The sequence below is a fragment of the Marinobacter sp. L-13 genome, assembly GCF_056857715.1.
On record NZ_JBSXNQ010000061.1, the window covers coordinates 43886 to 57221 of the forward strand.

The 13336-nt window shown below is 58.9% G+C and carries 10 protein-coding genes; 8 read left to right on the forward strand and 2 right to left on the reverse strand.

The window, feature by feature from the left end; genetic code table 11:
- Positions 1-15: 15 nt before the first annotated feature.
- Positions 16-711 carry a lysophospholipid acyltransferase family protein gene (locus tag AC13DD_RS14935; protein WP_053113200.1) on the forward strand — a complete coding sequence of 232 codons (696 nt, stop codon included), beginning with the start codon at positions 16-18 and terminating at the stop codon, positions 709-711.
- A 50-nt stretch (positions 712-761) separates the two neighbouring features.
- Here the strand turns inward: AC13DD_RS14935 and AC13DD_RS14940 are convergent, their stop codons facing one another.
- Positions 762-1565: a dienelactone hydrolase family protein gene (locus AC13DD_RS14940; RefSeq protein ID WP_482931375.1), complete on the reverse strand. Its 804-nt coding sequence runs from the start codon at positions 1563-1565 to the stop codon at positions 762-764.
- A 157-nt stretch (positions 1566-1722) separates the two neighbouring features.
- Here AC13DD_RS14940 and ald point away from each other — a divergent pair, with 157 nt between their 5' ends.
- The 6 genes from ald (at position 1723) to AC13DD_RS14970 (ending at position 9035) form a co-directional block, all read left to right on the forward strand.
- On the forward strand, positions 1723-2841 hold the full coding sequence (ald, locus tag AC13DD_RS14945; protein ID WP_482931376.1) for an alanine dehydrogenase: 1119 nt from the start codon (positions 1723-1725) through the stop codon (positions 2839-2841).
- Between the two features lie 22 nt (positions 2842-2863).
- Complete coding sequence (locus tag AC13DD_RS14950) at positions 2864-3436, forward strand: glutathione S-transferase family protein (protein ID WP_136629870.1); 573 nt, start codon at positions 2864-2866, stop codon at positions 3434-3436.
- 194 nt (positions 3437-3630) lie between these two features.
- On the forward strand, positions 3631-4242 hold the full coding sequence (locus tag AC13DD_RS14955) for a Yip1 family protein (protein ID WP_008173563.1): 612 nt from the start codon (positions 3631-3633) through the stop codon (positions 4240-4242).
- 216 nt (positions 4243-4458) lie between these two features.
- Positions 4459-4815: a PhoD-like phosphatase N-terminal domain-containing protein gene (locus AC13DD_RS14960; protein ID WP_482931377.1), complete on the forward strand. Its 357-nt coding sequence runs from the start codon at positions 4459-4461 to the stop codon at positions 4813-4815.
- 21 nt (positions 4816-4836) lie between these two features.
- Positions 4837-6201 (forward strand): alkaline phosphatase D family protein, encoded by a 1365-nt coding sequence (locus AC13DD_RS14965; RefSeq protein WP_482931378.1) that lies wholly within the window; start codon positions 4837-4839, stop codon positions 6199-6201.
- 107 nt (positions 6202-6308) lie between these two features.
- On the forward strand, positions 6309-9035 hold the full coding sequence (locus AC13DD_RS14970) for a cation-translocating P-type ATPase (protein WP_273095526.1): 2727 nt from the start codon (positions 6309-6311) through the stop codon (positions 9033-9035).
- On the opposite strand, the gene AC13DD_RS14975 is transcribed toward AC13DD_RS14970, so the two are convergent.
- The gene (locus AC13DD_RS14975) at positions 9016-11433 is read right to left on the reverse strand and encodes a phosphoketolase family protein (protein WP_482931379.1); all 2418 of its coding nucleotides are present in this window, start codon (positions 11431-11433) and stop codon (positions 9016-9018) included. The genes AC13DD_RS14970 and AC13DD_RS14975 overlap by 20 nt on opposite strands.
- 212 nt (positions 11434-11645) lie before the next feature.
- On the opposite strand from AC13DD_RS14975, the gene ilvD reads away from it, so the two are divergent.
- Positions 11646-13334 (forward strand): dihydroxy-acid dehydratase, encoded by a 1689-nt coding sequence (gene ilvD, locus AC13DD_RS14980; protein ID WP_482931380.1) that lies wholly within the window; start codon positions 11646-11648, stop codon positions 13332-13334.
- Positions 13335-13336 lie beyond the last annotated feature (2 nt).

Genomic DNA, 13336 nt, shown 5'->3' on the forward strand with positions numbered 1-13336 from the left:
TCCAGGAATCATTACATGCTCCGACCGCTCAAGGCCGCCTGGATCCTGTTCTGGGCCATACTGCTCACCCTGATTCTGTTTTTCCCGATTGTTATTGCAGCCCTTTTGGGGAAGCGAGGGGATGCGGCGTTCCACGGCACCCAGATCTATGCATGGATTATCCTGAAAGTCTGCGGTATCCGCCTCAAGGTTCGTGGCAGGGAAAACATCGAGCCCGGTCAGCGATATGTCATTCTGAGCAACCATGCCTCCTATCTTGATCCCCCGGCGCTGGTGCTCGCCCTTGGTCTGCAATATCGGTGGGTGATCAAGAAAGAGTTGCGCAAGGTGCCCCTGTTCGGATTGGCACTGGAAGCCTCGCGGAATTTGTTTATCGATCGCTCGAAAGGCAGTGATGCGCTGGAGAGCATCAAGCGGGGGGTAGGCCAGCTCCCGGACGGCACCGGCATTCTGATTTTCCCGGAAGGAACCCGTTCGTGGGATGGCAAATTACTACCCTTCAAGAAGGGTGGTTTCGTCATTGCACAGGATGGCGAGCTTCCGATTCTGCCCGTCACCATCTGTGGGTCCCACCAGCGATTGCCCAAGGGAAGTGCTGCCTTCAGCAGCGGTGACATTGAAATCGTCATTCATCCCCCGATGGCGTCCGGGGCTTTGCCGCTGGATGATCTGATGACAGACGTTCGCAACAGTATTGCGTCGTCCCTCTGAAGCAGAAGAACCCGGCCGTCCGGCCGGGTTCCGGTGTTCAGCGCACGGTGTTACCGGGCGAAAATAGCCTCGTAGAAACGCATGGTTCCCTCCCAGGAACGGGTGGCGGCCTCTTCGTCATAACCTATCGGCATGCCGAACTCCTCGGCGACCTTGTCAGCGCCAGGATTGGTGAATGAGTGCAACACGCCGGGAAAGCTCACCAGGGTGAGATCGACTTCTGCGTCCTGCATCTCCTTCACCAGGCCGGCGACCTGGTCTGAAGGAACCATCTTGTCGGCACCACCGGTGTACACCTGAACCCTGGCCTTCACTGTTCCGGCTTCGGCGGTTATGGGGCTGCCAAGCGCACCGTGGTAGCTGACGACGCCGTCCAGATCCACGCCCATACGTGCCATATTCAGGACCACCGCGCCGCCGAAACAGTAGCCTTGTGCAGCGATGCGGGACGCATCAACGCTTTCATGGTTTTGCAGGATCTCCATCGCCTTCATGAAGCGCGCCTTCACCTGATCCATGTCCTTGGTCGCTTCCTGCATGAACTTCTGGGCGGTATCAGGGTGGTCCGCCTGCTTGCCGGAGCCATACATATCCAGGGCAAAGGCGGTATAGCCGGCAGCGGCAAGCCGCTCTGCCTGATCCCGGGCAAAGTCATTGTGGCCCCACCACTCATGCACCACCAGAACACCCGGGCGCTTCTCTTCGAACTCATTATCCCAGGCCATGTAACCGGTGAAGGTGGTTTCACCGACCTTGTATTCAACGGTCTTGGTTTGCATTTCTGCCAGTACCTGCGTGCTTGCCAGCGCTATTGAGAAGGTTCCGGCTGCCGCTGTTGCTTTTAGGGGTGTCATGATCTGTCCTACTCCTTTTGGGTCGGATTGTCTTTTTGTCCGGAAATCTACGCCCGGAACCGGTAAACCGATGCAATCAGTTGCCAATCCAGTATAGGACCTTTTGACTACACTACAGTCAGACACCCGCAAATCCCGAATGATCTGGAGGTTGTGTATGAGGATCGGTGTACCCAGGGAAATCAAGAACCGCGAATACCGTGTAGGCATGACACCCGCTGCCGTTCATGAGCTGTGCGGCCACAATCATGAGGTGTTTGTGGAAACGGGAGCTGGCCTCGCCATTGGCTTTTCCGACGAGGATTATCGGCAGGCCGGAGCGCGAATTCTTGAGACGGCCGGGGAGGTTTTCGATACCGCAGAGTTGATCGTCAAGGTCAAGGAGCCCCAGGCCGAAGAGCGGGCCATGCTGAAGCCGGAGCACACGCTTTTCACCTATCTGCACCTGGCCCCGGACAAAGCGCAGACGGACGACCTGGTGAAGTCCGGCGCTACCTGCATTGCCTATGAGACAGTGACCGACCGTGGAGGGCACTTGCCCCTGCTGGCGCCGATGTCGGAAGTCGCCGGGCGCATGTCGATCCAGGCCGGTGCCCATTGCCTGGAGAAAGCCATGGGCGGTCGCGGCGTGCTATTGGGCGGCGTACCCGGTGTCAGTCCGGCGCGAGTAGCGGTCGTTGGTGGCGGAGTTGTCGGCCAGAATGCGATTGCCATGACGGTCGGATTGGGTGCCCAGGTCACGGTTCTGGACCGCAACATGGACGTACTCAGAAACCTGGACCATCTCTACGGCAACCGCATCACAACCCTGTTTTCAACGGCCCAGACTCTCGATCAGGCGGTGACGGAATCCGATCTTGTCATCGGCAGTGTGCTCATTCCAGGGGCCTCTGCGCCAAAGCTGATCACCCGCGACATGATCCGCCGGATGCCGGAGGGAAGCGTTATCGTGGACGTTGCCATTGATCAGGGTGGCTGTGCCGAAACCTCCCGGGCCACGACGCACGACGATCCCACGTATATTGTTGATGGTGTGGTACATTACTGCGTGGCGAATATGCCGGGTGCCGTTGCGCGCACGTCGACTCTGGCGTTGAATAACGTCACTTTGCCTTTTGTGGCGGCCCTGGCCAACAAGGGTCCGGATCGGGCGATGAAGGAAGATCAACACCTCAGGGCCGGGCTGAACGTGGCCGCGGGCAAGGTGACCTACAGGGAAGTGGCAGAAGCGACCGGGCACCCATACACCAACCCTGAATCCCTGTTGGGATCCTGAGTGTGAAATCCCCGGAGAAACCATGAAACTGATCGGATCCACTACTTCACCTTACGTTCGGCGCATTCGTATCCTGCTGGACGAAGAGCCCTATGAATTCCTCAATCTCAATATCTATGGTGAAGGCCGGGACGAGCTGCGGCGAAACAATCCGACCCTGAAAATTCCGGTACTCGAAGACGGTGGCAAGGAAATCTATGATTCCCGGATTATCGCCCGTTACGTCAGTGCCAAACAGGGCCGCGATCCGCTGACCTGGGATCAGGAAAACCAGCTGACCATGATCGATGGCGCCAATGACTCCGCGGTCACGTTGCTGCTCTCGGAGAAGTCCGGAATCGATACCGGCGCCGACCTGATGTTCTACAACCTTCAACGTGAACGCATCATGACAACCTTGCGCACGCTGTCGGCAATGGCGGAAGAGGGCCAGTTCGAGGAATGGAATTACCCGGCCATCTGTCTTTATTGCCTGGTAGACTGGCTGGATTTCAGGGACCTTGTGGACTTTTCCGGTGTGGAGAGCCTGTTATCCTTCCGCGACAGCCACCGGGATTACCCCTGGGTTGCCGAGACCGATCCGCGCAATTCCTGACTCCGCGCGGCCGGCAATCGCCGGCCGCCGCCTCCAGCCAAGGCTGAAAAAAACTTGCCCGATCATCCTGCGTCATTTTGCTTTCGCAATCGCTGTTCTTGACTATAGTTAAGATTAAGGAACAGCGTCTGATCTGCCGGTTACCGCGTTCCGTACGTATAAATACCAACAATAGAAGAGAGAGGGGGTCATCCATGCTCCTGTCACATGCGTTCGGTCTCTTTACCCATCCTGATGAAGAGTGGGCTTCCATACGAAAAGAACATGAAACTCCGCGCCGGGTCTATGTTGCCTATGTTCTGATTCTGGCGGCGATAGCTCCCATTTGTGCCTACATATCGACTGCCTATTTCGGCTGGACGGTCGGCAATGAGCGGCTGATCAAGTTAACCGAGATCAGTGCAATGCAGCTCAGCGTGTTGACCTATCTGGCAATGCTGGTCGGCGTTTTTGCGCTGGGTTACGCCATCAACTGGATGGCAAGAACCTACGGCGCCAAGGAAGAACACGTACCCTCGAACGGTATTGCCCTGGCAGCCTACTCCTGCACTCCTCTGTTCCTCGCAGGATTTGCCCTGCTGTATCCAGTGCCCTGGTTCAACGCCATCGTCTTCCTGGCCGCCGCCTGCTATGGCGCCTATCTCATGTATGACGGGCTGCCGATTGTCATGGGCATCGAAAAGGAGCGGGCGGTAATGTACGCCGGAGCGTTGCTGACCGTCGCGCTGGTGATCCTGGTATCCACTCGCGTGGGTTCCGTCATTCTCTGGAACTTCGGAGTTGGTCCGGTATTTATCAGCGGATAGACCGGGTTTAAACGGACCGCAAAAGGGGAGCCACTGGCTCCCTTTTTTTATGGTTTCTGGTTCTTGCAAAAGACTTGTCGTGATTTGCCATCCCCCTGTCGCAAATTGGCAATGCGTTCTTAACCAAGCCCGATTAGCTTCTTCATTTGGAGTAGAAACGGCGAAAGGTGCAGAACGTCGAGACTACAAGGGACGAATGCAGGGGAAGATATAACAATGAAACGACTGACACGACGGGATTTTCTGAAGGCATCAGCCATGGGTATGGGCGCCGTGGTGATTTCGACCGGCCTCGCAGGCTGTGTACTGGACAGCTCCGACAAGCGAACAATCAGCTTTACCCATGGAGTGGCCAGCGGCGACCCGCTTGCCGATGGTGTCATGCTCTGGACCAGGGCTGCACCGGCGACCGGTTCGGCACCTGTCGGTGTCGCCTGGGAGGTATCGACGGATGAGGGTTTCGAGAACCTTGTGCACTCCGGCACGGCAGAGGCCACTGAGGCCCATGACTTCACCGTCAAGGTGGACGTCCGCGGCCTGGCACCGGGGCAGAGCTACTATTACCGCTTTTAGACGACCGATCGGCAGTCACCGGTGGGCGTAACCCGGACCTTACCGGAAGGCAGTATCGACTCAGTGCGCCTGGCCGTGGTCTCCTGCGCGAATTATCCGGCCGGCTATTTCAACGTCTACGGGGAAATCAGTAAACAGAATGACCTGGATGCCGTGGTCCATCTGGGCGACTACATCTACGAATACAGCTCCGACAGCGGCAGTTATGCGGCACAGGATGCCCAGGCGCTGGGGAGGACCTTTTCTGAGGACAACAATCTTGAGCTGATTGAACTGGTGGACTATCGCAGACGTTACGCTGCGTATCGTGCGGACCCGGATCTTCAGTCCCTGCATGCGAGAGTGCCGTTCATCGTGGTGTGGGACGACCACGAGGTGGCGAACGACGCCTGGGAAGAGGGAGCTGAAAACCACAACGAGGGCGAGGGCGATTTCACCCAGCGTAAGCTCAATGCCCTGAAGGCCTATTTCGAATGGATGCCGATCCGCCCTGTGATCGAGGGCAGCGACGAGGCCATCTTCCGGACCTTCCGGTTCGGCAATCTGGTGGACCTGCACATGCTGGATACCCGCATTATCGGTCGCGACCAGCAACTGGACTACATGGACTATTTCACGGGAGAAGGCCTCGATGCTGTCCGCTTTACTGCGGATGTTGGCAGTGAGAACCGTACCCTGCTAGGTGCGGAGCAACTGCTCTGGCTGCAGTCTTCCCTGAACTACTCCACCGCCACATGGCAGGTGCTGGGGCAACAAGTCCTCATGGGCCGAATGAATCTGCCTGCGGAGCTGCTGGTGGCCATTGCTACTGAGCAGTTTGACGGTCTGCCGGAAAAACTGGCGGAACTGGCCCAGCTCAAAGGCCGGGAGCTCCAGGGGGATCCGTCCCTGACTCCAGAGGAATTGGCTCGCATCAATACAGTTGCCCCCTACAATCTGGACGCCTGGGATGGCTACCAATATGAACGGGAAGTGGTTCTGGGAACGGCCAAGGCGCTGAACAAGAACCTGGTTGTACTGGCGGGGGATACCCATAACGCGTGGGCCAACAACCTGAAAGACATCCAGGGCGACCAGATTGGCGTGGAGTTCGCTACAGCGTCGGTTACATCACCCGGCCTGGAGGAGTATCTGGGCATTCCGGATGACATGATTCAGGGCGCGGAACAGGCCATTGGTCTGCTGGTGGATGACCTGGATTACCTGAACGTGAATCAGCGTGGCTACATGCTGGTGACCTTTACGCCCGAAGAAGCCCGGGCCGACTGGTATTTCGTGGACACCATCAAGTCAAAGGATTATCAGATCGACGCGAGCCGCACCGCTTCCCGGCGGGTATTGCCCGGTCCCGGAAATCGTACGGTGCAGGACACAAGCATAGGATAAGAAGTCCGACCGGTCCCCTGACTATTCTGTCTTTGATGCAGCGCAAACCACCCCGGGTGCTTTCCGGGGTTTAATGGGGTGTTGCAATGGCAGGGAGCTCTCAGGGGATGTCGGAATCGGTGGTCTTGAAAAACGGCGAGTGCGAGCAGCGGGAGCCGGAGTGGCATGTGCTTCAGTCCGCGGAAGCAAGGCAGGAGCTCAAAGCAAAGGAGCCCCTGTCTGAGGATGAGGTTCGCCAGCGCCTGGCCCGCCATGGCCCAAATGCTTTGCCGGAGGCTCGTGCAAAGGGGCCTTGGGCGAGACTGGGACGGCAACTCAAGAATTTCCTGATTTACGTACTGGCAGGGGCCGCCGTAATCACGGCGAGCCTGGGCCACTGGGTGGATGCTGGCGTCATTCTCGCTGTTGTTGTTATCCAGACGCTGGTGGGCTTCGTTCAGGAGGGCAAGGCCGAGCAGGCCCTGTCGGCCATTCGCCACATGCTTGCGCCCAAAGCACGGGTCATGCGTTCTGATGGCCAGCATCAGATAGATGCTGCCAATCTGGTTCCGGGCGATACGGTACTGTTGGAGCCCGGAGACCGGGTGCCCGCCGATCTGCGTCTGGAAAAGTCCCACAACCTGAAAATCGATGAGGCCATTCTCACGGGTGAGTCCGAGGCTGTTGATAAATCAACAGGGTCGGTGGCTCCAGATGCTCCGTTGGGGGACCAGTCCGGGATGGCCTTCTCCGGCACCATGGTTGCGACCGGGACCGGCCGTGGCGTTGTGGTTCGAACCGGCGCGCGCACTGAGATCGGTCGCATTTCCGGACTCCTCGCTCAGACCACAACTCTGAAAACCCCCTTATTGGAGCAAATGGACAGGTTCGCCCGAATCCTTTCCATCATCGTGATTGCCGCCGGCATTGCGATTTTTGTTGGCGGAGCTGCATTCAGCGGTCTGCCATTCCGGGAACTGTTTATGGCAGTGGTTGGGCTCACCGTTGCCGCGATACCCGAGGGCTTACCAGCAATTCTCACCATTACCCTGGCCATCGGTGTGCGCCAGATGGCACGCCGGCAGGCCGTGGTTCGCCGAATGCCGGTTATCGAAACCCTGGGCGCGGTGTCGGTAATCTGTTCGGATAAAACCGGAACGCTCACCCGGAACGAAATGATGGTCACTCGGGCGGTGTTATCCGGGGTTCAGCTCGAGGTGACTGGCGAAGGCTACGATCTTGATGGTGCGGTAAACGCCGAAAATGGTCACCCGTCGGACTCCACTCTGCTGGACGAACTTGCCCGGGCCGCCGCCCTTTGTAACGACGCCCATGTTCACCATGACTCAGGCAGAATCCGAATCGCCGGCGATCCAATGGAGGCCGCGCTCTCCGTGTTTGCCCGCAAAGCCGGGTTTGATGTTGATGGCAGCGCCGCCGACTGGCCCCGGAAAGATGAGATCCCTTTCGATACCGAGAATCGCTTCATGGCCACGCTGAATCATGACCACCACGGCCACAGCGTGATCTACCTCAAAGGCGCGCCGGAGCGGATCCTGGATATGTGTAACAGCGAGGTTGCCGAATCCGGGGAAACCAGCGAACTGCGCCGGGATTTCTGGGAGCGGGTTATCACCGAAATGGCATCCGATGGTCTCAGAGTGCTGGCCCTTGCCCGGAAGCCCGCAGAACGTGGCATTGGCGAACTGGCCATTGAAGATCTTGAACAGGGTGCAGAACTGCTTGGACTGGTTGGTTTGCTGGATCCGCCAAGGCAGGAAGCCATTCGGGCCATTGCCGAGTGCCACGATGCCGGAATCCGGGTGAAGATGATTACCGGTGATCATGGGATCACGGCAGGCGCTATTGCCCGCAAGCTGGGCCTGAAAAATACCGGGCGGGTTCTGACTGGTAAGGAATTGGACCAGCTGGATGATGATCAACTTCGGGATCTTGTTGGTGAAGTGGATGTCTTTGCCCGGACCAGTCCCGAACACAAATTGAGGCTGGTCACTGCGCTGCAGGCCCTGCATGGAGTTGTCGCCATGACCGGGGACGGGGTCAATGACGCACCGGCCCTCAAGCGGGCGGATGTGGGTATTGCCATGGGGGTGAAGGGCTCGGAGGCTGCGAGGGAAGCGTCTTCGGTGGTGTTGCTGGACGACAATTTCGCCAGTATTGCGGCAGCCGTGCGCGAGGGGCGAACTGTTTACACCAATCTCAAAAAAGGCATTGCCTTTATGCTGCCCATTAACGGTGGGGAGTCTATCAGTCTCGTTACCGCCCTGTTGCTTGGGCTGACCCTGCCCATTTCGGCACTGCAGATTCTCTGGGTCAACATGGTCAGCTCTGTGGTTCTGGCCATGACACTGGCGTTTGAGCCCGCGGAACCCGATGTTATGAAGCATCCGCCAAGGGGGCGGAATGAGTCCCTGCTTCGGGGATTCGTGGTCTGGCGTGTGGTCTTCGTTTCACTTCTGTTCCTTGGTGGCATTTTTGCTGCCTGGTACTGGGCCATGCATCATCATGGTGATGAGAGCACTGCCCGGACCCTTGCGGTTAACACGCTTGTGGCAATGGAAATGTTTTACCTGTTTGCGGTGCGATACCTGGATTCAGCGTCAATTACCCTGCGCGGGGTGTTGGGTACGCCGATCGTCCTGTTGGCAGTCGCCGCGGTTATTGCATTGCAACTGCTGTTTACCTATACGCCCTGGTTCAACGAGACCTTTGGCACGCAGGCGTTGAGCGTTGAAATGCTCGCGTTTGCAGCGGTTTCCGGTGTGGTGGTTCTGGTGATCCTCGAAATCGAAACGGTTGTCAGAAGGCGTTGGCTCAGGGCAGGCCCCGGGTAATCACCGCCGGGTCCCCCCGGCCTTCTACCGCTGCCAGCTCCGCACTGGACAGCCATTCGCCCGGCGGCTTGTCCATCACGCTGGCACAGGCAGCCAGGGCATGGCCCCAGGAACAGCCGTTGGCAAACAGCATGCCGGCTTCATTCAATGTCCCGCCGCGGTTGATGTAGCCAAGAACCCGGGCCTGCGACGGTTCCGGGAACAGCGGATGGAGATGGCCCCGGAAGACCTCCGGGCGCATGTGCGTGAGAGCAACCCGTCGGCGAATGCGGTGGGGGAACAGGCGCTCCCGCTCGAATTCGGACAGGCATACCTGGGCTTCCATGGTGTCCCTCGGTTGGCGGAATCTGCCGGGTTCCTGGATATAGACCAGGCGAAAGGGGGTGCCGGTCTCCCTCAGGCGTTCACAGGCTCTGATTGACTCGGATAACTGGTAGGCGCCATTGGCGATGAGCAGCAATGGTTCACCGGACGAGGTATCTTCATCCACCACCAGGGCCCCGTGCCTCGCCAGCAGTTCCGCTTCCCGGGTGTCGAAGACGCAGGGGCGTTCCCGTTTCGGGATTACCATGCAACTGATCGTGCCCCTTTCACGGAATACAGATGGCAATGTTGCCAGAGTGCTGTTGTAGTCGGCCGGAAACAGCACCCGGGAGACGTCGTTCATCTCCGCGATCATGCTTTCGCAGAAGGTGGTGTCCTGATGGGACTGCTCGTTCTTGCCATTTTCCCAGGTGTGGGAGGTGGCAATAACCGGCAAGCCGAGCCAGCGGGCAGGCCGCCCGATTTCTTTCTGGTGCCGGGCAAAAATCAGCTCCTGGCGGATGGCGCCAAGCATTTTCACGCAGAAGGCCTCATAGCTGGCGACCAGATTTAGCCCGGCCTTATTGGCCAGACAAGCCGATACCACAGATTCTTCGTTCAGTGCCGTGATGATCTTGCCGTGCACCGACTCCTGATCGTTCTCGGGATCGTTCACCCGGTGCTTCAGATCATCCAGCACTCCGCCAAGACGATTGCTTGCCAGCTCGTCCGGATTGCCCACTCTGGCCCTGAGGTCCGGGTTCTGGGCCACCAGCGCACGGAAAAAATCATCCACAGCCTTCATCGGCGAGGTGCATTCCCGACAGGCCGGAAGCCGGGGGATTATCGGGTCCGGTGGATTGCGGGTCGCGAGAGCATGATCACGCTCAAGTGGCCGAGATTGCCCGGCGTGCTGGTTAAGATGAGTGATAGCGTTTTGAAGCTGATCCGGAGCCACCCACAATCTGGCGGCATGCTCGTTAAACAGCTCCCTGGCCCGGGCATCCATTCGCGGGTTTCCGGGCAGTGGCAGGTTGTGGGCTGCATTGCTGCTGGCGCCATAAAAACCATACCCCTTGGTGGTCTCCGCAATGCCATAGGGTACCCGAACGGGATAGCCGCTCTCTCCCCGTAGCGCCGCCTCGCCATTGGTGGCGAGTGCCTGCTCCATTTCATAGAGAGCACAGACAAAGGCGGCAGGATCGCGGCCATCAAAACGGAAGGGCACAAAGCCCCTGTGTTCGAGATGCGCTTCAAAACGTTCGAGACCCTCGCGGGTGCCCAGCTCGGTTCGCTGTTCAATGCGCCGTCCATTGGCAATCATAACCGGCATCACTGCGCCGCAGTCCTCGGCACGCCACCAGCGGGGGATCCAGTCGCTGCCGCGCTGCTCCTCGGCGGCCCCATCAGACAGAAAGGCCACCAGAGACTCACCCGGCAGGGGCATATGGGCGTATTGTAGCTCGGCAAACCCGAGGTAGCCCCCTTCGAGAATACCACCGGCGGTGTGCGGATTGACGTGGCTGCCAAGGGGCGCGGCCATGGTACCGTCCGGCTTCTGGCGGTAGCTGTAGAAATCGGAAACCAGAGTTGAGAGCCCGTCCGGCCCTCGATAACGTTCCGCCTGTTCCGGATGAAGGTTTCCGGTGAGGACATTCAGGGCGTCCACGGCTGCCACGCAGTGCCCCTGGCCCATCAGCCAGCTCCGTGTGCGTTCGGTCAGATTGTTCAGAGCCAGATAGCCGGCATAGGCCGGCACCATGTTCAGTGCCCCGCCGGTGTGGCCTTCCGGATTGGTCTTGAAGTCCTGAGGCGCCAGCGGCTGGCCGGAGACATCAACCCGGCGGGCGTAGGTCATGTGGACTACCAGCCAGAGACCGGCACTGGTCAGCCTGTCCAGGTCGGCGAGTTTACGATAGACCGCGGCAGCATCGGGCTGGTGGCCTGCAGCAACCAGGTGCTCTGCCAGTACGCTGACCTGATGTTGCGTGGCTTCACTGTGCTGGATGACGCCATAACCATCGCACCAGCGCCGGAAATCCGGGCAGTCCGAAGCAGCGTGATTCACCGCTGCTGTTTGAATGGGAAATGGCATGAGATGCCTCCATGGCGTCAGTGTGTCCGCGAATTTTAAAACCACCGCTGTGAACTGCCATTGATGCAGGTCAGTCGAAACTGCATCTTTCTGCAGACTGCCCCAAGCCAAGCGTTCCACCCGCCCGCGTACAGGCTTGCTCGCCTGCCCGTTGCCGAAAGCCATGGTTTCTGAGAGTCTGTTCGAATAAGCCACCTGATAAGGAGACTCCCATGACGCAAGACAAGAATCAGGACAAGCGCCGGAAATATTCGGCCCCCGTTGTTGATGGCATTGGCAAATCCGCCAGCCGTGCCATGCTTCGGGCCGTCGGGTTTACCGATGAGGATTTCAAAAAGCCCCAGATCGGCATTGCGTCCACATGGAGTAACCTCACGCCGTGCAACATGCACATCAACCAACTGGCCGAGGAGTCGGCTGCCGGAGCCGATGAGGCAGGCGGCAAGTCACTGATTTTTAATACCATTACCATATCGGACGGCATTGCCAATGGTACCGAGGGCATGAAGTATTCCCTGGTGTCCCGGGAGGTGATCGCCGATTCCATCGAGACCGTGGCCGGTTGCGAAGGGTTCGATGGCCTGGTGGCGATCGGTGGCTGCGACAAGAACATGCCCGGTTGCATGATGGGCCTGGCGCGTCTGAATCGGCCATCTGTGTTCGTGTATGGCGGCACCATCATGCCTGGCGAGAACCACACCGATATTATTTCCGTGTTTGAAGCCGTGGGTGCCCACGCCCGTGGTGATCTGGATCTGATTGAGGTGAAGCAGATAGAGGAAACCGCGATTCCGGGGCCAGGGTCCTGTGGTGGCATGTATACCGCCAATACCATGGCGTCGGCCATCGAGGCCATGGGCATGAGCCTGCCGGGCAGCTCCGCCCAGAACGCTGTGTCGGAGACCAAGGCGGAGGATTGTCGAGGTGCCGGTGCTGCGGTGCTGAACCTGCTGGAGAAAGACATCAAGCCCAGCGACATCATGACCCGGAAAGCCTTCGAAAACGCCATTACGGTCGTCATCGCCCTGGGCGGTTCCACCAATGCGGTACTGCACCTGCTGGCCATGGCCAGCACCGTCGGTGTCGATCTGGAGCTGGAAGACTTTGTCGAGATTGGCAAGCGGGTGCCGGTGCTGGCGGATCTGCGCCCGAGCGGCCACTACATGATGTCGGAGCTGGTGGCCATCGGCGGTATCCAGCCGCTGGTGAAAATGTTGCTGGACCGCGGGCTGCTGCATGGCGACTGTCTGACCGTAACCGGCCAGACTCTGGCCGAGAACCTGGCCGATGTTGCCCCCTATCCGGAAGGGCAGGACATCATTCACGCCTTCGACAACCCGATCAAGGCGGACAGCCATCTGCGGATCCTTTTCGGGAACCTGGCGCCAACCGGAGCGGTGGCGAAGATCACCGGCAAGGAAGGCACGCATTTTACCGGCCGTGCCCGGGTATTCCATTCGGAAGAAGAAGCCCAGGAGCGGATTCTCGACGGCACAGTGGTGGCCGGCGATGTGCTGGTCATCCGCTACGAAGGCCCCAAAGGCGGACCGGGCATGCGGGAGATGCTGAGCCCCACCTCCGCGATCATGGGCAAGGGCCTGGGCAGCGATGTCGCGTTGATTACCGATGGCCGGTTCTCAGGAGGCAGCCACGGTTTCGTGGTTGGCCATATCACACCGGAAGCGGCCGAGGGCGGCCCGATTGCGCTGGTCGAGGATGGCGACACCATTACCATTGATGCCGTCAGTAACCGGATTGAGCTGGATGTCTCGGATCAGGAACTGGAACGTCGTCGGCAGGCCTGGCAGGCTCCACCACCCCGTTTCACCCGAGGCACGTTGGCGAAGTATTCGCGAACCGTAAGTTCTGCCTCGAAAGGGGCTGTGACCGATTTGCCCTGATC

Bases quoted from the DNA above. Each gene is read 5' to 3' on its own strand.
- AC13DD_RS14935 (WP_053113200.1), top strand. From the start codon at position 16: ATGCTCCGACCGCTCAAGGCCGCCTGGATCCTGTTCTGGGCCATACTG.
- AC13DD_RS14940 (WP_482931375.1), bottom strand. From the start codon at position 1,565: ATGACACCCCTAAAAGCAACAGCGGCAGCCGGAACCTTCTCAATAGCG.
- ald (WP_482931376.1), top strand. From the start codon at position 1,723: ATGAGGATCGGTGTACCCAGGGAAATCAAGAACCGCGAATACCGTGTA.
- AC13DD_RS14950 (WP_136629870.1), top strand. From the start codon at position 2,864: ATGAAACTGATCGGATCCACTACTTCACCTTACGTTCGGCGCATTCGT.
- AC13DD_RS14955 (WP_008173563.1), top strand. From the start codon at position 3,631: ATGCTCCTGTCACATGCGTTCGGTCTCTTTACCCATCCTGATGAAGAG.
- AC13DD_RS14960 (WP_482931377.1), top strand. From the start codon at position 4,459: ATGAAACGACTGACACGACGGGATTTTCTGAAGGCATCAGCCATGGGT.
- AC13DD_RS14970 (WP_273095526.1), top strand. From the start codon at position 6,309: ATGTCGGAATCGGTGGTCTTGAAAAACGGCGAGTGCGAGCAGCGGGAG.
- AC13DD_RS14975 (WP_482931379.1), bottom strand. From the start codon at position 11,433: ATGCCATTTCCCATTCAAACAGCAGCGGTGAATCACGCTGCTTCGGAC.
- ilvD (WP_482931380.1), top strand. From the start codon at position 11,646: ATGACGCAAGACAAGAATCAGGACAAGCGCCGGAAATATTCGGCCCCC.